This is a genomic window from Saccharopolyspora sp. NPDC002578 (assembly GCF_053592695.1).
On sequence record NZ_JBSFWJ010000009.1, the window covers coordinates 47,557 to 65,919 of the forward strand.

Annotated in this window: 18 protein-coding genes; 6 read left to right on the forward strand and 12 right to left on the reverse strand. The window is 71.6% G+C overall.

Translation table 11 applies throughout. The features are described from left to right. Positions 1 to 321 precede the first annotated feature (321 nt). Entirely contained in the window at positions 322 to 753 is a 432-nt protein-coding gene (locus ACWD38_RS06980; RefSeq protein WP_184479009.1) for a hypothetical protein, read from the forward strand. 97 nt (positions 754 to 850) lie between these two features. Then, complete coding sequence (locus ACWD38_RS06985; protein WP_184479008.1) at positions 851 to 1,678, forward strand: hypothetical protein; 828 nt, start codon at positions 851 to 853, stop codon at positions 1,676 to 1,678. 102 nt (positions 1,679 to 1,780) lie between these two features. Here the strand turns inward: ACWD38_RS06985 and ACWD38_RS06990 are convergent, their stop codons facing one another. The 3 genes from ACWD38_RS06990 to wrbA form a co-directional block, all read right to left on the reverse strand. Beyond that, complete coding sequence (locus ACWD38_RS06990) at positions 1,781 to 2,395, reverse strand: alpha/beta hydrolase (RefSeq protein ID WP_184479007.1); 615 nt, start codon at positions 2,393 to 2,395, stop codon at positions 1,781 to 1,783. After that, complete coding sequence (locus ACWD38_RS06995; RefSeq protein WP_184479006.1) at positions 2,392 to 3,357, reverse strand: ring-cleaving dioxygenase; 966 nt, start codon at positions 3,355 to 3,357, stop codon at positions 2,392 to 2,394. The genes ACWD38_RS06990 and ACWD38_RS06995 overlap by 4 nt, the downstream gene beginning before the upstream one ends. Positions 3,358 to 3,615: 258 nt before the next feature. After that, positions 3,616 to 4,227, reverse strand: a complete 612-nt coding sequence (gene wrbA, locus ACWD38_RS07000; protein WP_184479005.1) for an NAD(P)H:quinone oxidoreductase — start codon at positions 4,225 to 4,227, stop codon at positions 3,616 to 3,618. A gap of 251 nt (positions 4,228 to 4,478) precedes the next feature. On the opposite strand from wrbA, the gene ACWD38_RS07005 reads away from it, so the two are divergent. Then, complete coding sequence (locus ACWD38_RS07005) at positions 4,479 to 4,958, forward strand: MarR family winged helix-turn-helix transcriptional regulator (RefSeq protein WP_343071706.1); 480 nt, start codon at positions 4,479 to 4,481, stop codon at positions 4,956 to 4,958. Here the strand turns inward: ACWD38_RS07005 and ACWD38_RS07010 are convergent. Continuing rightward, a complete protein-coding gene (locus ACWD38_RS07010; RefSeq protein ID WP_184479003.1) occupies positions 4,952 to 5,455 on the reverse strand; it encodes a 2'-5' RNA ligase family protein in 504 nt (167 codons plus the stop codon). The genes ACWD38_RS07005 and ACWD38_RS07010 overlap by 7 nt on opposite strands. A gap of 449 nt (positions 5,456 to 5,904) precedes the next feature. Here ACWD38_RS07010 and ACWD38_RS07015 point away from each other — a divergent pair, with 449 nt between their 5' ends. Then, positions 5,905 to 6,657 carry a TetR/AcrR family transcriptional regulator gene (locus tag ACWD38_RS07015; protein ID WP_184479002.1) on the forward strand — a complete coding sequence of 251 codons (753 nt, stop codon included), beginning with the start codon at positions 5,905 to 5,907 and terminating at the stop codon, positions 6,655 to 6,657. A 130-nt stretch (positions 6,658 to 6,787) separates the two neighbouring features. On the opposite strand, the gene ACWD38_RS07020 is transcribed toward ACWD38_RS07015, so the two are convergent. The 7 genes from ACWD38_RS07020 to ACWD38_RS07050 form a co-directional block, all read right to left on the reverse strand. Then, complete coding sequence (locus tag ACWD38_RS07020; RefSeq protein WP_184479001.1) at positions 6,788 to 7,510, reverse strand: VIT1/CCC1 transporter family protein; 723 nt, start codon at positions 7,508 to 7,510, stop codon at positions 6,788 to 6,790. Between the two features lie 122 nt (positions 7,511 to 7,632). Then, positions 7,633 to 8,676 carry an Acg family FMN-binding oxidoreductase gene (locus tag ACWD38_RS07025; RefSeq protein WP_221315790.1) on the reverse strand — a complete coding sequence of 348 codons (1,044 nt, stop codon included), beginning with the start codon at positions 8,674 to 8,676 and terminating at the stop codon, positions 7,633 to 7,635. A gap of 130 nt (positions 8,677 to 8,806) precedes the next feature. Beyond that, a complete protein-coding gene (locus tag ACWD38_RS07030; RefSeq protein WP_450123559.1) occupies positions 8,807 to 9,064 on the reverse strand; it encodes a hypothetical protein in 258 nt (85 codons plus the stop codon). Between the two features lie 138 nt (positions 9,065 to 9,202). Then, the gene (locus ACWD38_RS07035) at positions 9,203 to 10,975 is read right to left on the reverse strand and encodes an acetyl/propionyl/methylcrotonyl-CoA carboxylase subunit alpha (RefSeq protein WP_450123560.1); all 1,773 of its coding nucleotides are present in this window, start codon (positions 10,973 to 10,975) and stop codon (positions 9,203 to 9,205) included. A gap of 112 nt (positions 10,976 to 11,087) precedes the next feature. Continuing rightward, on the reverse strand, positions 11,088 to 11,384 hold the full coding sequence (locus tag ACWD38_RS07040; protein ID WP_184478998.1) for an acyl-CoA carboxylase subunit epsilon: 297 nt from the start codon (positions 11,382 to 11,384) through the stop codon (positions 11,088 to 11,090). A gap of 81 nt (positions 11,385 to 11,465) precedes the next feature. Next, positions 11,466 to 13,103, reverse strand: coding sequence for an acyl-CoA carboxylase subunit beta (locus tag ACWD38_RS07045; protein WP_450123561.1), 1,638 nt, complete (start codon positions 13,101 to 13,103; stop codon positions 11,466 to 11,468). A gap of 313 nt (positions 13,104 to 13,416) precedes the next feature. Further along, positions 13,417 to 14,589 (reverse strand): TetR/AcrR family transcriptional regulator, encoded by a 1,173-nt coding sequence (locus tag ACWD38_RS07050; RefSeq protein ID WP_450123562.1) that lies wholly within the window; start codon positions 14,587 to 14,589, stop codon positions 13,417 to 13,419. Positions 14,590 to 14,862: 273 nt separating this feature from the next. Between ACWD38_RS07050 and ACWD38_RS07055 the strand changes: the two genes are divergently transcribed. After that, complete coding sequence (locus tag ACWD38_RS07055; RefSeq protein ID WP_450123563.1) at positions 14,863 to 15,657, forward strand: enoyl-CoA hydratase-related protein; 795 nt, start codon at positions 14,863 to 14,865, stop codon at positions 15,655 to 15,657. A 36-nt stretch (positions 15,658 to 15,693) separates the two neighbouring features. On the opposite strand, the gene ACWD38_RS07060 is transcribed toward ACWD38_RS07055, so the two are convergent. Then, positions 15,694 to 17,073 (reverse strand): hypothetical protein, encoded by a 1,380-nt coding sequence (locus ACWD38_RS07060; protein ID WP_450123564.1) that lies wholly within the window; start codon positions 17,071 to 17,073, stop codon positions 15,694 to 15,696. Between the two features lie 247 nt (positions 17,074 to 17,320). Here ACWD38_RS07060 and ACWD38_RS07065 point away from each other — a divergent pair, with 247 nt between their 5' ends. Further along, positions 17,321 to 18,205, forward strand: a complete 885-nt coding sequence (locus ACWD38_RS07065) for an oxygenase MpaB family protein (RefSeq protein WP_184478993.1) — start codon at positions 17,321 to 17,323, stop codon at positions 18,203 to 18,205. Positions 18,206 to 18,363: the final 158 nt, after the last annotated feature.

Below are 18,363 nucleotides of genomic sequence, written 5' to 3' on the forward strand. Positions count from 1 at the left end.
AGCTGCCCACCTCCTGAACGCTGCGGCATTCCCTGGTCGCGCGAGGGAGGAACGGGAATCCCGCACCTGCCCGCTAAGGTGCGGGATTTTCCCGCAGCCGCCCGGCGCGAATTGCGGATCCCGATTTCGGACTGCGCATCGCTCAGCGCGCGGAATCATGCGCCGAACGGCGCACGGGGGGTGGCCGGTGTTCACCTCGGCACAATTCTCCGCACTCACTGGAACCCGTTCGCGAATTCGCGTGATCCGCCGATCCGATCCGCCCCGCTTCACCGATAGGAGGGCTAATCTTGCGCTCAGGTGATTCCGATAGGAGGGATCGTGAACGAAGGAAAGCCGGGCGGCGCGCGCAACGTCGTCTCGGGAACCAGCGAGCACACCGTGCAGGTCGGCTCGGTGCACGGGGACGTGACGATCGGGCGGGCCGGGAAACCCTCCCCCGCTCGTCGCGCGGCCGTGCTCGGCGCACCGATCGTCGCCGCGGTGCTCGCGCTGTGCCTGTTCGATGCGCCAGCGCCGGATCAGCGCCCGCACGTCGCACCCGCTACCGCCCCGCAGGCTCCGGCGCCGCCACCGCCGGAGAAGAAGGAGGTCGGCTCCTCCGGAACCGGCCACGGGGACACGAAGATCTCCGCACGCTCCGACGCGCCCGAAGGGCCGTCGAGCGGGGCGCAGTGCGAGGGAACCGGGGAGAACACGCACTGCGAGGTCTCCTCCTCGCTGACCTTCACGCCCACCGACCCGAAACCGTGAGCGCACCGGAACGCGCCTTTCCGGCTCGGCGCATTCGCTACGCTGCCTGGTTCACGGCCGTGATCGCGAAGGACGGCCGCTGAACCGGGGGGCGCGCTTGACCGAGGACGAGGCAGAACGAGCCGGGAAGCAGCCGGAGAACTCCTCCGGGCCGTCCTGGACGGCGATCGCCACGGTGGTGGCCGGTGTGATCGCCGTGTTCGGTTTCCTCGGCATCTCCAACGCCGAACAGCTGTGGCGCTTCGTCGCCGCCGATCAGCCGCCGTCCCCCTCTCGGATCCACGACCAGGACGCGCCTTCGGAATACCCGTCGACCACCGAGGAACCCGAGGAGTCCGAGGAACCCTCGACCAGTGCGGAACCGACCTCGGAGGAAGCCGAGCCGTCGGCCGGCGAAGCCGACCTGGACACCGGGGACGCCGAAACTCCGTTCACCCGGGACGCGTTGCTCCCGGCGGGCTTCACCACCGCCGGGAACACCTACTACGCGCTGGAATCCGCGGGCAGCAAACCCTGCGGCCAGGCCTACGGGATGGACGACGGCGTCACCGACGTGCTCACCGGATACGGGTGCACGGGGACCATGGTCGGGACGTACCTCGTGGACAGCGACACCATCACGGCCGACAACCAGGTGCTCGCCTCGGTGCAGGTCATCTCGTTCGGCAGCGCGGCACAGGCGCGCGGCGCCTACGACGCCTTCCGCGACGGCGGCCCGTGGGAGTTCGGGATCTGGTGCCCGCGGTCCGGGCTCGGGCAGAACGCGTGCTCCGACGGCTACGAGTCGGCGCGCAACGCCCAGCGCATCCGGGTCGACGAGCGGTACCTGATCGCTGCGACCGCGGTGTACACGAGCCTGAACTCCGCTGAACCGTGGATCACCGACGCGGCGCGGAAGGCCGCATCGGTGTGCGGCCCGCAGTGATCCGCGCCCGGGAACCGTCGCGGACGCGCCGGCGACCCGCGATGCGGAACGGGCCGTTCACCCCACCCGGCGAACGGCCCGCTCCTCCCTCCCCGACCCGTGTCAGCGTCGGGAGATCCACTCGGCGGCTGCGCGCACGCCGGGCGAGGTGATCTGGTGCCCGCCGGGATGCCACTGCTCGGTGACGTCCGCTCCGCGGGCGCGCAGTGCCGAGACCAAGGCGTTCGCCGCGGCCGTCGGAGCCATCGGATCGGCCTCGCCGTTGCCGAGGAACACCCGCGAACCGGACAGGTCCAGCTCCGGCGGCTCCGGCACGGGCAGCATCGAGGCGAACAGCACCGCCTCCCGCAACGCGTCCGGGCGCAGCAGCGTCAACGCCGCGGCGATGTTGGCACCGTTGGAGAAACCGACCGCGACGAGCCGTCTGCCGTGCCAGCCGTAGGCGTCGGTGGCCTCGGCGAGGAAGTCCGCGAGCTGGTGCGTGCGGGCCACCACGTCCTCGGTGTCGAACACGCCCTCCGCCAACCGGCGGAACCAGCGCGCCGCGCCGCCCTCCGAGACCGGGCCCGCCGGTGCCAGCACCGGGGATCGCGGGCTGAGCTCGTCGGCGACCCCACGCAGATCCGCCGGCGAGCCACCGGTTCCGTGCAGCAGCACCAGCACCGGCGCGTCCGCGTCGCCGTCGACGTGGTCGTGGGTCAGCGACAGCTCGCTCATGCGGTGGCCCCCGGGTTGTTCTCCGCGGGCAGGTTCAGCTTCGGCAGCATCCGGTCGATCTCGTCGCGTTTCGGTTCCAGCCACGGCGGCAGCTTCAGCGCGCGGCCGAGTTCCAGCAGCGGCTCGTCCGCGGTGAAACCGGGCTCGTCGGTGGCGATCTCCAACAGCGTACCGCCCGGCTCCCGGAAGTAGATCGACCGGAAGTACTGGCGGTCCAAGATGGACGTCACGTCGACTCCGGAGCCGAGCAGCTCCTCCCGCCACGTCGCCTGCGTCGCCTCGTCCGGGGCGCGCCACGCCACGTGGTGCACCGCGCCCGCGGCCACCAGCCCTTGCGGAACGTCCGGGGTGACCAGCACGTCGACGAACGCGCCGGGGCCGCCCTCGCCCGCGGTGAACCGGAACCGGTTGCCGTCCTGGGCGGCGAAGGACAAGCCGAGGCCGTCGAACATCGCGGCCGTCGCCGTCTCGTCGGTGACCGACAGCGTGACCGAGTGCAGCCCGCGAATCCCGTGCTCGGCGGGCACGATGCCGTCGTCCCACGGCGCGCGCGGATCGCCCTGCGGGTGCGCGACCAGCGCGAGCCCCAGGCCGTCCGGGTCCTGGAAGGTCAGCGCGTCCTCGCCGTCGCGGTTGTGCACCTGGCCGACTTCGACGCCTTGCGCGGCGAGGTGCTGCTTCCACCAGCCGATCGACGCCTCCGGCACCGACAGCGCCGTGGTGGTCGCCTGGCCGGTGCCGTGCCGCCCGCTCGGGGCGCCCTTCCAGGGGAAGAACGTCATCAGCGATCCCGGTCGTCCGGCCTCGTCGCCGTAGTAGAGGTGGTAGGTGCCCGGGTCGTCGAAGTTCACCGTCGTCTTGACCAGGCGTAGGCCGAGCGTCCGCAGGTAGAAGTCCGCGTTGCGCTGCGGGTCGCCCGCGATCGCAGTGACGTGGTGCAGCCCGCTCGTAGCGATGCTCATCGAAAAACTCCATGCCTGGAAGGGAATTCGTCCACGGAGGGACCTGGACCGGGCGCGACGGCTCGGACATGGGAGCGATATCACGGGCTCGCCGCGGCCCTCCCGCCGGGAGGCTCCACCGCCGACCCCCCGAAGGCGACCTCCCGGCGGGAGGGCCGTTGACGTTTCCGCCGCCCGCACGGCCACCGAAGCGGGCAGGCGGAAAGAACCGGTGCGGCGCGGGATGCGGCCCGCGCCGCACCGGCGATCAGCGGACGCTCACGCGCCGTTCTTCAACCGCTGGGCGATCGCGACCACGCGGCGTGCCTGCACGGAAGCGGCGGTGCGGGTCTCGTCGTCCACCTTGAGCTGGCCCTGGGCGTCGACGTGGCTGGTGCCGTACGGGTTGCCGTCGACGAACTTGGAACCGTCGGTGTAACCGGGACTCACGATGATCCCGCCGAAGTGGTGGAACGTGTTGTACAGCGCCAGCAGCGTGGACTCCTGGCCGCCGTGCTTGGTGGCGCTGGAGGTGAAGCCGCTGTAGACCTTGTCGGCCAGCAGGCCCTGCTGCCACTCGCCGCCGAGGGTGTCGATGAACTGCTTGAGCTGCGCGGCGATGTTGCCGTAGCGCGTCGGCGAACCGAAGATCACCGCGTCGGCCCAGACGACGTCGTCGGCGGCGACCTCCTGCACCGAGGCCGTGGCGTCGATGTTCGCGCGCCACGCCGGGTTCGAGTCGATCGCCGCGTCGGGAGCAAGCTCGGGCGCCTTGCGCAGGCGCACCTCGGCACCGGCCTTCTCCGCCTCGGCGACCAGGGCGTTCGCGATCTCGCTGATCGTTCCCGTCGACGAGTAGTAGATGACGCTGAGCTTGACTGGGTCGGCCATGATCAACTCCTTCTTGATGCCGGACACTGGCCCGGCCGATTTCCACCTTCGGAGCCTCGCGGCTCCGCGACACGAAGCTTAGGAGAGTTTTGTCTTCCACGCAAGATATTTCTGCACGAGACATGAGAGAGGTAGACTGGCTACCGCGAACGGACGAGGCGAGGGGAGACCAGGTGAGCGGCGGCAGCGCCACGAACGCGGTCCGGGCGACCGGAACCGCAGACAACGGAGCGGGCGGCAACGGCGCGGCGATACCCGGCACCCGCCCCGACCCCAACACCGACGACGACGAGATCGTCACCTGGTGGGGACTGGTCATCGAGGGCTACCACCTCACCCAGGACCGCCTGATGAGCGAGATCGCCGAACGCTTCGGCCTCGCCCCGGGCTCCTTCGACATCCTGCTGCGGCTGGTGCGCTCCCCCGAGCACAAGATGCCGATGACCCGGCTCGCCCGCGAAGCAGCGCTCAGCAGCGGCGGCTTCACCAAGGTCGCCGACCGGCTCGCCGCGGCGGACCTCATCGTGCGCGAACCCTGCGACACCGACCGGCGGGTCACCTACGCGGTGCTCACCGACCACGGCCGCGACGTCGCCGAGCGGGCGCGCGAAGCCTGCGCGGAGATCCTGCGCCGCCGCGTGCTCGCACCACTGGGGCTGGACCGTTCGGAGGCGCTCGCCGAGGCCATGCGCACCTTGCGCGCCGCCAACGGCGAAGACGGCGTCTACTGACCGCCCCCTCCGGGAGCCAGCGGTAGGCGCGCTCGCAGCGACCAGGTTCCGTCGAAGGCCACCAGCCACGCCTCGTCGAGGTCGGCGGGCGGCGGGAGCGCGCCCGCCGCCTGCTCGGCGATGAGCCCGGCCTGCTCCGGCGCCACGTCGAGCGCGACCGTCACGTGCGGATCCGGCTCGCCGTAGGCGCCGCCGTACGGGCGCAGGTCCCACCGAGCGCCGAGCTCGGCGGTGAGCTCGCGCAGCGGGCCGTCCGGTTCGAGGAGCAGCGCCACGAAGCCCTCGTCGAAGTGGCGCCGCTGCTCGGACACGGCGAACTCCACCCGCAGCGGGCCGCGGCGGGCGAACATCGCGGCCAGCTCCGCCACCACCTCATCGTCCACATCGGACAGCGGCAGGAACGGGTGGAGGACCGTGATGTGCGCGGGGAACCCGGCGCGCACCGCACCGGGGAACCGCTCGCCGACGGCGCGCAGCAACGCATCGGCTCCGGGCACGGGAAACACCACAGCGGTGGTACCAGCAGCAGGCATACGCCCCTTATACCGCCGCACCACCCCGCCGCGCCCCCACCGAACGAAGTGAACGGCCCGTTCGACCAACGACATTGGACGAACGGGCCGCTCACCCACTCCGGCCCCGCCGACGCGGACATGTGGTTTCGAGTCAACGGACCGTTCGTCCAACGGAATTGGGCGAACGGGCCGCTCACCCACTCCCGCCACCTCGGCGACCTGCGCGTGGTGCTTCGGAGTCAACGGACCGTTCGTCGAACAGGATTGGGCGAACGGGCCGTTCATCCGGGTCGCTGGGTGCCGAGTGGTCGGGGTGGCGGGGTTTGATGATCGGGATCGGTGAAGCGGCGCGGCGGGTTGGCTAGGCTAGGTGGCCGAATCCGGCCCCGGCACGCGGCGTCCGGAACATCGGACGGCGAACAGGAGCGTGCATGGTGATCAGGAAACGGGACCCGGCGCGGACGCTGGCACTGCTGTGGCGGGCCCCGGAGCACCGTTCCCGCAAACCGGGCCTCGGCGCGGACGAGATCGTGCGGGCCGGCATCGCGCTCGCCGACGCGGAAGGGCTCGCCGCGCTGTCCATGCGCGGCGTCGCCGAACGCCTCGGCGCCGGGACGATGTCGCTCTACACCTACGTGCCCGGCAAGGACGACCTGATCGACGTCATGCTCGACACCGTCTACGGCGAGACCGAGGCGCCCGGCCCCGAGGTCACCGGCTGGCGGGCCCGGCTCGAACACGTGGCGCGGCAGAACTGGGACCTGCACCGCAGGCACCCGTGGACGCTGGAGATCGCGACCGCCCGGCCGGTGCTCGGACCGCAGGAGACCGCCAAGTACGAACGCGAGCTGCGGACCGTCGACGGCATCGGCCTCAGCGAGGTCGAAATGGATTCGGTGCTGAGCCTCGTCCTCGGCCACGCCCGCACGGCCGCGCGCGGCGCGCTGGAGGCGGCCGACGCGGAACGCCGCACCGGGCTCACCGATGAGCAGTGGTGGCAGGCGCACGCCCCGCTGCTGGACCGGCTGCTCGATCCGGAGCACTTCCCCACCGCGGCGAAGGTCGGCAGCGCCGCGGGCTCGGCGCACGGCGCCGCCAGCAGTGCGGAGCACCACTTCGAGTTCGGGCTGGCGCGGGTACTCGACGGGATCGACGTCCTCATCCGCTCCCGCGACGCGCGCTGAACGGCGGTGCGGTGAAGAGACGCCCGTCCACGCCGTTGTGAGACGGGACGTCCCACCAGGAGGGAACCACATCGGCGCGCCCAGATCCACGACCGGCCGACACCCCAGGGGTTCCCTCCGCCAATCGCGATCAGGCCGCCGAGACCCCGATGAGCTGCCCCACCAGGAAGGTCGCGCCCGCCGCGAGCGCACCGAACAGCAGCTGGCGGGTGCCGTTCCACCACCAAGGCCGGGTGGTGAAGCGCGCGACCAGCGCACCGGAGATGAACAGGCCGATCGCCCCGGCCAGCAAGCCCAGCGGCAGCGAGTCCGCGCCCGCCAGGAACGGCAGCAGCGGGATCAACGCTCCCATCGCGAAGCACAGGAACGACGAGCCTGCCGCGACCAGCGGCGACGGCTGTTCCTGCGGGTCCACGCCGAGTTCGTGCACCAGGTGCGTGCGCACCGCCTGGTCGGTGTTCTCGTGGATTTCCGCGGCGGCGCGCTCGGCGGTCTCCCGGCTCATCCCGTCCTCGACGAACATGTCGGCGAGTTCCGCTCTTTCCCCGACCGGGTCGCGCACCAATTCCGCGCGTTCTTTCACCGACTCGGATCGCACGGAATTGTTCTGCGTCTCCACCGAGCTGTACTCGCCCAGCGCCATGGAGAACGCCCCGGCCACCAGTCCGGCCGTGCCGGAAAGCACCATGAAGTGGCCGTTCGCCCCGGCACCGCCCACGCCCGCGACCAGAGCGATGTTCGTCACGAGCCCGTCCATCGCGCCGAAAACCGCGGGTCGCAACCAGCCGCCGGACACATCCGCGTGGGTGTGCCCGATTTCATCGGTTCCGTCGTGTTCATTCGTGGCGACCATGCGGACAAAATAGTTCGCGCGCAGTGGACCCGCAAAGAAGGTTAGGCTGCGCACAATGCGCGGAATTCGATTCCGGCGCGCTTTTTCCCGGCGCGGGGCCGGCGCACCGCCGGCTCAGGAGCTCACCGGGAGCCCGGCGCCACCGCAGTGGACGGCGCACGCTCCCGCTCGGCCCCGGTGATGAGCAGTTCCTCCGGCGCGCGCCGCGGCGTCGCAGGCACCGGCGTGCCGTAGCCGATGCGCAGCACCGCCTGCGGTTCAAGCGTGCCGCCGAGCATCGCGCGGAGTTCCGCGCGCGTCTCCCGCACCTCGATCACCTGCGAGAGCATCGAGGTGGACAGCCCGAGCGAGGTCGCGGTGAGCAGCAGCCGCTGCAACGCCTCCCCCGCCTCCAGGTCGGCCTGCTTGCCCTGGCTGTAGGTGCAGAGCACGAAGGTCAGCGGGTCGTCCTCGAAGTCCTTGCCCGGCACCCGCGGACGTTCCCGGCCACCGGAGAAGTCCCGCAGCACCCATTCGTCCTGCGCTTCGCGCGTCGGTCCCGCCGAGGAGGCCTGCACGCCTTCCGGGGCGCCTTCGCGCAGCCCGGTCCAGGCCGCCATCTCCGCGCGGAACGCCTCGCTGCGCAGCTGCTCGTCGTGCGCCCTGCGGACCATGCCGAGCAGCTCCGCGCGTTGCGCGCGTTCGATGACGTGCAGCCAGGCGTGCTCCACGGACACCGAGCCGCACAGCGCGTTGCGGTGCACCTTCGGGACCGGGGTGGGCAGGAAGGGCCGCCGGTTGGTGCGGCGGGTGGTGATGGCGCGCAGCAGCTCGGACTGCTCGGTGCCCACCCGCAGCGATCCGCCGCGGCGCACCTCGGCCAGCAGCGTCGGCTCGTGCCCGCGCGGCAGCAAGGTCACCAGCGGTCGCAGCCCGACGTGCTCCAGCGCCAGCCGCAGGTTGAACAGCGCCGCTCCGCAGCCGATGCGCAGCTCCCGGTCCTGCGGGTCGGTGCCGGGCATCCGCCGCAGCGGGTCGGCGTGCAGTTCGATCACGTCGGGGGTCAACCGGAACCGCCAGGGTTGCCGGTTGTGCAACGACGGCGCGCGGCCCGCCAGCCGCACCACCTGCTCGACCTGCTCCGGCGCCAGCCCCAGCGCCGCCGGGAAACCCGACACGCCCTCCATGATCTCGTCCCTTCGTGGCCTGGCGCAGCTGCCGATTAGCCCCGTCGATCCACGATGCAGGGCGGGGCGGGGCGGCTGACATGGGCCAAAGTCCCGCATCGGGCGTGTCGCCGGGGAAGGGACGCGGGGGTCAGGCGGGTTGCGGCAGCCGCCTTCCGGTGGCGGCGAACCTGGCCGAGGTGGCCTGGTAGCAGGCCCGGCAGACTTCGCCGGTCGAGGTCATCGTGAGCTGCGGGCTCAGCAGCCGCAGGCCGTGCTCCGGCGACTCCTGGCAGATCCCGTGGTGCCCGGCTTGGCGGCACAGGCAGGTGCACAACGCGTCCATCATTCCTCCAACGGGGAGTTCGGTTCCCTGATCCCGCGCCGCGACGTCCACACGATGGTCCACAGTGGACATCCACCCGCGCCGCGGGAGGAGCGCCGCGCGCCGTCCCGCCGACGAGAGCGAGCGCCGCGGGCGAGCGCGGATTCCGCCGCGCCCGCCCGCGCTCCCGCCCGGTCGCTCACCGGGTCCGGGAACGGCGCCTCAATCCTTGATCGTGCACAGCGCGGCGCCCTGCGACACGGAGTCGCCCGGTGCCGCGGTGAGACCGGTGACCGTGCCCGCCTTGTGCGCGGTCACGGGGTTCTCCATCTTCATCGCCTCCAGCACCCCGATGAGGTCGCCGCTGGCGACCTGCTGGCCCTCCTCCACGGCGAGCTTGATCAGGGTGCCCTGCATCGGCGCCGTCACGGCGTCACCGGAGACGGTCGCGCCCGCGCCGCCGGACGCGCGCTTGCGCGGCTTCTTCTTCCCCGCGCCGGCGGCCGGGGCGGCGCCCGCTCCCAGCTCCGCGGGCAGCGAGACCTCCACTCGGCGGCCGTCGACCTCCACGACGATCGTCCGCCGCTGAGCGACCTCCTCCTCCGGCGGGACGGAGTCGGTGAACGGGGTCAGCTGGTTGTCGAACTCGGTCTCGATCCACCGCGTGTGCACGGTGAACGACTCCGCGCCGGAGTCGGCGACGTAGGCCGGGTCCCGCAGCACGGCGCGGTGGAACGGCAGCACGGTGGCGATGCCCTCGACCTGCATCTCCTCCAGCACCCGGCGGGACCGGGCGATGGCCTGAGCGCGGTCGGCGCCGGTCACGACGACCTTCGCCAGCAGCGAGTCGAACTGCCCGCCGATGACGCTGCCCGACTCCACGCCGGCATCGACGCGCACGCCGGGACCGGCCGGGGCGACGAACTTCGTCACCGTGCCCGGCGCGGGCAGGAAGTTGCGGCCCGGGTCCTCGCCGTTGATGCGGAACTCGATGGAGTGCCCGACCGGGGTCGGGTCCTCGTCGAGGCGCAGGTGCTCACCGGCGGCGATGCGGAACTGCTCGGCGACCAGGTCCAGGCCGGTGGTCTCCTCGGAAACGGGGTGCTCGACCTGCAGCCGGGTGTTGACCTCCAGGAACGAGATCGTGCCGTCGACTCCGACGAGGAACTCCACCGTCCCCGCGCCGTGGTAGCCGGCCTGCGAGCAGATGTCGCGGGCGGCCGAGTGGATCTGCGCGCGCTGCGCCTCGCTGAGGAACGGCGCGGGCGCCTCCTCCACCAGCTTCTGGTGCCTGCGCTGCAAGGAGCAGTCGCGGGTGCCGACCACGATCACCTTGCCGTGCTGGTCGGCCAGCACCTGGGCCTCGACGTGGCGGGGCCGGTCCAGGTAGCGCTCCACGAAGCACTCGCCGCGGCCGAAGGCCGACACGGCCTCGCGCACCGCGGAGTCGAACAGCTCCGGGATCTCCTCGATCGTGCGGGCGACCTTGAGGCCGCGGCCACCGCCGCCGAACGCGGCCTTGATGGCCACCGGCAGCCCGTGCTCCTGCGCGAACGCGACGATCTCGTCGGCGTCGGCGACCGGGTCCTTGGTGCCGGGCACCAGCGGGGCACCCGCCGCCAGCGCGATGCGCCGGGCGGTGACCTTGTCGCCGAGGTCGCGGATCGCCTGCGGCGTCGGGCCGATCCACACCAGGCCGGCGTCCAGCACGGCCTGCGCGAAGTCGGCGTTCTCGGACAGGAACCCGTACCCCGGGTGCACCGCGTCGGCCCCGGCCCGCTTCGCGGCCGAGATCACCTTCTCGAAGTCCAGGTAGGACTCGCCCGCGGTGGCGCCGCCCAGCGCGAACGCCTCGTCCGCGAGCCGCACGAACACCGCGTCCGCGTCCGGTTCCGCGTAGACGGCCACCGAGGCGATGCCGGCGTCACGGCACGCCCGCACCACTCGGACCGCGATCTCGCCGCGGTTGGCCACCAGAACCTTCTTCAACCCCATGGTGTTCACACCATCCCTGTCCGCAGTGGTCTTGTCTCGGCGGATCCCGCTGCGGGGGATCGCCGGGTCGGTAGGCGGACGCCGCGCCCGGCGGCGTCCTGGTCGGCCCGCATCAGCGCGGCCGGGTGGAGTAGCGCCACGCGCCCCTGCCGGGACGCGGCGACGCGTGCGCCGGGCCGTGCCGCAGCCGGTCCCCGCGGGAGGCCCAGTACGACACCGGGGCCTCCGGTTCGGCCGCCCCGCCGCTCCCGCTGAGCGCGGTGAGCGTCGCGGTCAGCGCGGCGATCTCGGTGTCGGTGGGCTTGCCGTGCACGACGCGCAGCACGGGGCGCCGGTCCGAGCCGGTGCCGTCGTCCTCGCCGGGCACCACGCTGAGCTCCGGTGCCGCGTCCTCGTCCGAACTGCTCATTGCGGCTCCTCAAAAGTCCTCGAAGAACGACCCTCGATCCTCGTCCTGCCAGCGGCGGAGCCGCTGAACTGGAAGAGCTCCTCACAGCGGGATGTTGCCGTGCTTCTTGGCGGGCAGGGACTCGCGCTTGTCCGCCAGCATCCGCAGCGAACGGGCCAGGTAGCCGCGCGTGTGCGACGGCGGGATGACCGAGTCGACGTAACCGCGCTCGGCGGCGACGTAGGGGTTGCAGAGGGTGTCCTCGTACTCCTGCTGCAGCTGCGCGCGCAGCGCCTCGACGTCCTCGCCGTTCTCGGCGGCTTCGGCGAGCCTGCGCCGGTAGAGGATGTTCGCGGCGCCCTGCGCGCCCATCACCGCGATCTGCGCGGTCGGCCACGCCAGGTTGATGTCGGCACCCAGGTGCTTGGAGCCCATCACGTCGTAGGCGCCGCCGTAGGCCTTCCGGATGATCACCGTCACCAGCGGGACGGTGGCCTCCGCGTAGGCGTAGAGCAGCTTCGCGCCGCGCCGGATGATGCCGTTCCACTCCTGGTCGGTGCCGGGCAGGAAGCCGGGGACGTCCACGAAGGTCAGCACCGGGATGTTGAACGCGTCGCAGGTGCGCACGAACCGCGCGGCCTTCTCGCTGGCGTCGATGTCGAGGGTGCCCGCCATCTGGGTGGGCTGGTTGGCGACCAGGCCGACGCTGCGGCCCTCGACGCGGCCGTAGCCGACGACGATGTTCGGCGCGAACAGCGCGGAGACCTCCAGGAACTCGCCTTCGTCGAGGACCTTGGCGAGGACTTCCTTCACGTCGTAGGGCTGGTTCGGCGAGTCCGGCACCAGGGTGTCGAGTTCGAGGTCGGACTCCCCGACGTTGTCGGCGATGGAACCGGCCTCGGCCTCCGCGTCGAACGCGGGCGGCTCGGAGAGGTTGTTCGACGGCAGGAACGAGAGCAGTTCCTTGACGTAGTCGACCGCGTCCTGCTCGTCGGAGGCCAGGTAGTGCGCGTTGCCGGAGCGGGAGTTGTGCGTGCGGGCACCGCCGAGGTCCTCGAACGTCACCTCCTCGCCGGTCACCGTCTTGATCACGTCCGGGCCGGTGATGAACATGTGCGAGGTCTGGTCGACCATCACCGTGAAGTCGGTGATCGCGGGCGAGTACACCGCGCCGCCCGCGCACGGTCCGACGACCAGCGAGATCTGCGGGATCACGCCGGAGGCGTGGGTGTTGCGCTTGAAGATCTCCGCGTACAGGCCGAGCGCGGCCACGCCCTCCTGGATGCGGGCGCCGCCGGAGTCGTTGATGCCGACCAGCGGGCAGCCGATCTTGAGCGCCAGGTCCATGACCTTGACGATCTTCTCGCCGAAGACCTCGCCCAGCGAGCCGCCGAACACGGTGAAGTCCTGCGAGAACACGCAGATCTTGCGGCCGTCGACCGTGCCGTACCCGGTCACCACGCCGTCGCCGTAGGGGCGGTCGGCGTCGAGGCCGAAGTTCGTCGAGCGGTGCCGGGCGTGCTCGTCGAGCTCCACGAACGAGCCCTCGTCGAGCAGCAGGTCGATGCGCTCGCGGGCGGTCAGCTTGCCCTTGGCGTGCTGGCGCTCGATCGCGCGGTCGGAACCCGCGTGCACCGCCTCGTGGTTGCGCCGGTACAGATCCGCCAGCCGACCGGCCGTCGTGTGGATGTCCGGCTCCTCCGCCGGCGGCACGCCCACCGGTTCCGTCGCGCTGCTCATCGCTCCTGCGACCCGCCATTCCTCGCTCGTGGACGACTTCCGTGGTCGTGGACGCGCCCGTCGCGCCCCTTCGGCGGCGAGCCCGCGATCGGGCCGCACCACCGCGGACCGCGTCCTGCGCACGTCCGCACGACCGGAACCCGCACGTCCTCGACGCTCGGGTCCCCCGTTCGGAGGCTAGTTCGAGCCCACCCGGTCAGTCAACCGAGAAGTGAGCACGCCCTACCCTGCGATGAACGTCGAAATACCTAGAAAACCACCCTGCGGGTCGCGAGAAGTGAACAGCGGCTAGCACGCACCTCACAAGAAGAAGTCATGGACCGCTGGTGAACATGAGTGCCGCGCCGACCCGCCGCACCGCCTCGGGAGCGCGCACCGTGCCGGTCCGGGCCATGTCGTTGGCCAACGTCAACGTCGCCTGCACCAGCACCCGCGCGGTCGCCGCGTCGAGCTCGGGCCGGACCTCCCGCAGCAGCGAGACCCACTCGGTGACGTACTCGTGCTGGGTCTGGCGCGCCCGGTGCCGCTCGTGGTCGGGCAGGTGCCCCACCTCGCCGACGAGGATGTCGATGAACCCGCCGTGGTCGAGCGCGAAGGTGATGTAGGACCACAGCAGCGCCCGCAACGTCTCCGCCGCGTCCGAGGAGCGGACCAGCGTGCGGCCGAGGTCGATCTCCAGCCACGCCGAACCGCGGGTGATCACGGCGTCGAGCAGTTCCTGCTTGCTGGCGAAGTGGTTGTAGACGCTGGGGCCGGCGATGCCGACCTCGGCCCCGATCTCCTCGGTGGTCACGGCCGCGTAGCCGCGTTCGGCGAACAGCCGGGTCGCCGCCGACAGCAGCTGCCGCCGCCGGGACGCGCCGCCGCGTTGCAGCAGCAGCGCGTCGGCGTCGGAGTTCGCCGTCCCGCGACCGGAGACCAGCGGCGGCAGCGCGGTGATCGTGACGATCACGTCCCGCAGCAGCGCCTCGAACTGGGCGCGCGGCAGCTCGACGCGGTGGTACGACGGGCTGGTCAGCGCGCTGAACAGGCACCAGCCGCGGAACCGGGCGTCGTCCTCGGTCAGCTCAGGGCGCCAGGCCCGCGCGAGGTCGGCGAGGCCGCCCGCGACCACCCGCAGCTGGTCCTTGAGCTCGTCGCGGTCCTCGGCGGGCAGGTGCCGGGCCTCCCGCTGCCAGAGCACGCCGAGCTCCCGGTGGTCGAGCGCCGCCGCCGCGAGTTCGCGCACCACGGCGTCGAGGTCGTCGGACCGGTCGTCGAGCACCCGCTCGAAGGGTTGCAGGTGGGTGAGCACGACCCGCCGCAGCAGCAGCTGCTTGCCCTTGAAGTGGCGGTACAGCGCCGAGGGGCCGACGCCGACGGCCTCGGCGATGTCGCTGACGCCGACCCGCGCGTAGCCCCGCTCGTAGAACAGGCGCGAGGCGGCCTCGAGGATGAGTTCCCGCCGGTTGCGCGGGCGGATTCCGCCCGGCCTCGTCTCCGCCACTGCCACGACCTCCCGGCACGTCCCGGCCACCGCGGCGCTCGCCCCGGCGGTTCGGGCACAGGATAGGCCGCGGTACGGGACGAACAGGTCACGCGCGGTGCAACCCCGGTCACACGTCATAGCGCGGAGCCGAACCGGGTGCGCGAGCCGGGATGCGCCCTCGATCGACTTCTCCCGCACGCGCCGCCCGGTCGGTTACAGTCAGCCCTGACCGCGAACCGAGGCGTGCGCGCCCCACGGACAGCCCCGCCCGAACCGCAAGGAGAACCGGTCATGACGACCTCCACCGGGATCCGCAGCACCACCGCCCGGGGCGTGCGCACCGTCCACCTCGCCCGGCCCGAACAGCGCAACGCCATGGACGGCGCGATGTTCGCCGCCTACTACGACGCGCTCGCCGAAGCCGACGCCGACCCGGAGGTCCGGGCCGTCGTCGTCACCGGCGACGGCGACTGGTTCTGCAGCGGAGCGTCCCCCGACGCGCTGCACCAGCTCGCCGGGGACGACGCCCCCGACCTGGAGGACTCGCTCGGCCACCCGCCGCACCTGCCGATGACCCTGCGCACACCACTGATCGCCGCGATCAACGGCGGCGCCGCCGGGCTCGGGCTGGCGCAGGCGCTGTTCGCCGACGTGCGGTTCCTCGCCGAAGGAGCGCGGCTGTCCACCGCGTTCAGCAAGCTCGGCCTCATCGGCGAGTACGGCACCGCGTGGCTGCTGCCCAGGCTCATCGGCGTCGCCTCGGCGATGGACCTGCTGCTGTCCGCCCGCAAGGTGGAGGCGGCCGAAGCGAAGGAACTCGGCCTCGTCCAGCACGTGCTGCCCCGGCGCGAAGTGCTGCCCGCGGCCCAGGAGTACGCCCGGCTGCTGGCGCAGAACTGCTCCCCGCGCTCGATGGCCGTGATCAAGCAGCAGGTGTGGCGCGGCATGGACCTCGACGGTCCGCAGGCCGTCGCCGAATCGGTGCGGCTGATGGGCGAATCCCTCGCAGCGCCGGACTTCCGAGCAGCCGTGCGCACGCTCGGGCAGCGCGGCCCGGTGGAGTTCCCCCCGCTGCCCCCGAACTGATCGGCGTGAGCGGTGGCTGCAGGCGGCCACCGCGGATCACCCGGATCGCGCCCCTCCGGCGGCTGCGCCGCGAGCCGCGAACCAGGCGCGCACCTCGGGCGAGAGCCGATCGCCGACCCCGGATTTCGGGTCGTAGTAGGCCGCATAGGCCTCCGCGAACCATTCCTGGGGGTTCGAGAACTGGTAGTTGGACAGCGCGTGGCTGCTGCGTTGCTCCGTCGAGTAGCTGACCCACTTCCCGTGCTGGTCCACGTGGTAGGTGCGCCCGCCCACGTCCAGGACGGACGCGCCACCGTCGTCGAGGGACCAGGGTTGTGCGAGGGCGAACCGGATGAACCGCAGCGCCAGGTCACGGCGCCTGTCGAGCTCCGGTGGCTCCAGGTAGCGCGCGAAGCGGTCGAAGTACTTGTGCAACCACCCCGCCTTCCCTACCGCGTCCTCGCGCACGCTCTCCGCACCCAGTCGCAGGGCGAGGGTGCCGATGGCGATCCTCTCGTTCGTCGCGGGGAGCACCGCGAGAAGCCCCGCCTGCCGGAAGACCGCCCTCGCCACGTCCTCCATGTCCGCATCGAGGTGGACCCGCCATCCCCCGAAGCGCTCCTGTTCGGCCAAGCCCAGGTTCCACTCGACCATCTCGTCGACCGCGTGGCCGACCTCGTGGCGGACGGTCCACTCCACCAGGTTCCCGTGGGCCAGTTCGTCCGAGACGCCCGCCATGACGTGCCGCTCGCCCCTGCCGATGCCGAGTGCGCGGTCGCTCTTCGAACCGATGCCCTCCATGCCGCTCATCGCCGCGCGGTCCATCAGCTTGCGCTGCCACCTGGAGCCTCGGTTGAGCCTCGCGTACAGCCAGTCCGGTGCCCGGACGCCACCGGCGATGATCGGGTGCACGATGCTGATCGTCTGGTCTTCGGTGTCGTAGGAGCTGGTGTAGTTGCCGCTCGGGTCCGGTTCGATGGCGATCAGCTGCTCGTTCGGCCCCAGGTCCCCCTGCGGCAGGCTTGCCAGCGCCGCGTCGATCCTTTCCAGCACCGCGGGGCCGAAGTGCCCGTCGGCGCCCTCCGGCGGCCCGATCCTGATGCCGTACTTCTCGCTCAGCGCCCGTTCCCGCTCGTGGACGTCGCCCCGCCTGACCGGCTTCCCGTCCGCTCCCGGTTCGGCGCCGGTTTCGACTCGCTGCACGGCCGCCCGCTCGTGCCCGCCCGGTGCCCACGACCCGCCGCCGCTCTCCCCCTCGACCCGTCTGCGCTCGCGGGAACGTCGCACCCACTCTGCCGTCGCGGCGTTGCCGAGCGTGCGTTGGAGCGCGATCAGGCCGTCCGGCGCCGGACGGTCGCCCGGCGCCGGAGCGACCGGCCTGCGGGAGATCGAACCTCGTTCGCGCTCCGGCGATCGCCCGGATTCGTGGTGTCGCACAGCACCTCTCCCCACCGCCCGGACCTCTCTGCCCAGTCTCGGCAGCCCGCGCATACCGCCACAAGGTCGCCCCGGCCCCACTCCGCTGCCCGGAAGCGCAAGGGGACCTGCCCTGCCGTGCTCATCGCAGGAGGTTCGACGCACCCCGCGCCCCGCCGTCCCGCGCGAGCCGCTCGCGTCACGCTCGGCGTTCGTGTTTCGTTGCACTTCGAGGGCTCGACCCACCGGGCCGCAAGGGAGGTTGGACATGGCACGCACCTGGTTGCGGCGCATCGCGGAACTGGACCCGGTCACCGATCACCACGAGATCTACAAGATCTCCATCGGGTACGAGTTCCCGTTCGACTACCAGCGCGCGCTGGAATTCGCCCTGTTCCGGACCTACTGCGTGCCGAGCATCTCGGCGCTGCTGGCCGCGACCGGCGAGTTCGAGAAACGTCCGCAGCAGCGCTACGACGACACCGCGCTGCTGATGGCCGAGATCGCCGAGCACGGCTACGACTCCGAACGCGGCAAGCAGGCGCTGCGCGTGGTCAACCGGGCGCACGGCCGCTACACCATCTCCAACGACGACATGCTGTACGTGCTGTCGACCTTCGTCTACGACCCGATCGACTGGATCGACGAGTTCGGCTGGCGGCCCCTGCACTCCCACGAACGCGATGCGGCGTTCTACTACTTCCAGGCCGTCGGCAAGCGGATGGGCATCAAGGACATCCCGCCGACGTTCGCGGACTTCCGCCGGTTCAAGGCGGACTACGAGCGCGAGCACTTCCAGTACAGCGAGACCAACCACCTGATCGGCCGCTACACGCTGGACCTGTTCTGCTCCTGGTTCCCCAAGCCGCTGCACCCGCCGGTATCGCTGGCCGTGCGCGGACTGCTGGACGAGCCGATGCTCACCGCCTTCGGCTTCCGCGCGGCGCCGGCGTGGGTGGGCAAGGGCGCGCGCGGCGCGCTGAAGCTGCGGGCGGCCGTGGTGCGCTGGATGCCGGAGCGCACCGAATCGAAGCTGGCGCAGGACCCGGGCAACCGCACCTACCCGAACTACCCGCGCGGCTACACCCCCGAGGACCTGGGCGCCCCGGCCCCCGCCGACATCGACCCCAAGTGGCTCCGCCGCTCCAGCTGACCCGGAGCTTTTCGCGGTGAACGGACCGTTCGCCCAATCCCCTTGGGCAGACGGTCCGTTCACCCGCTCCACATGCCGCAACGATGCAGCGCGAAGCGCACGGCGCAGCAACCGTCGGCATGGCTCGCACGACTTTCGGAGTGAACGGACCGTTCGCC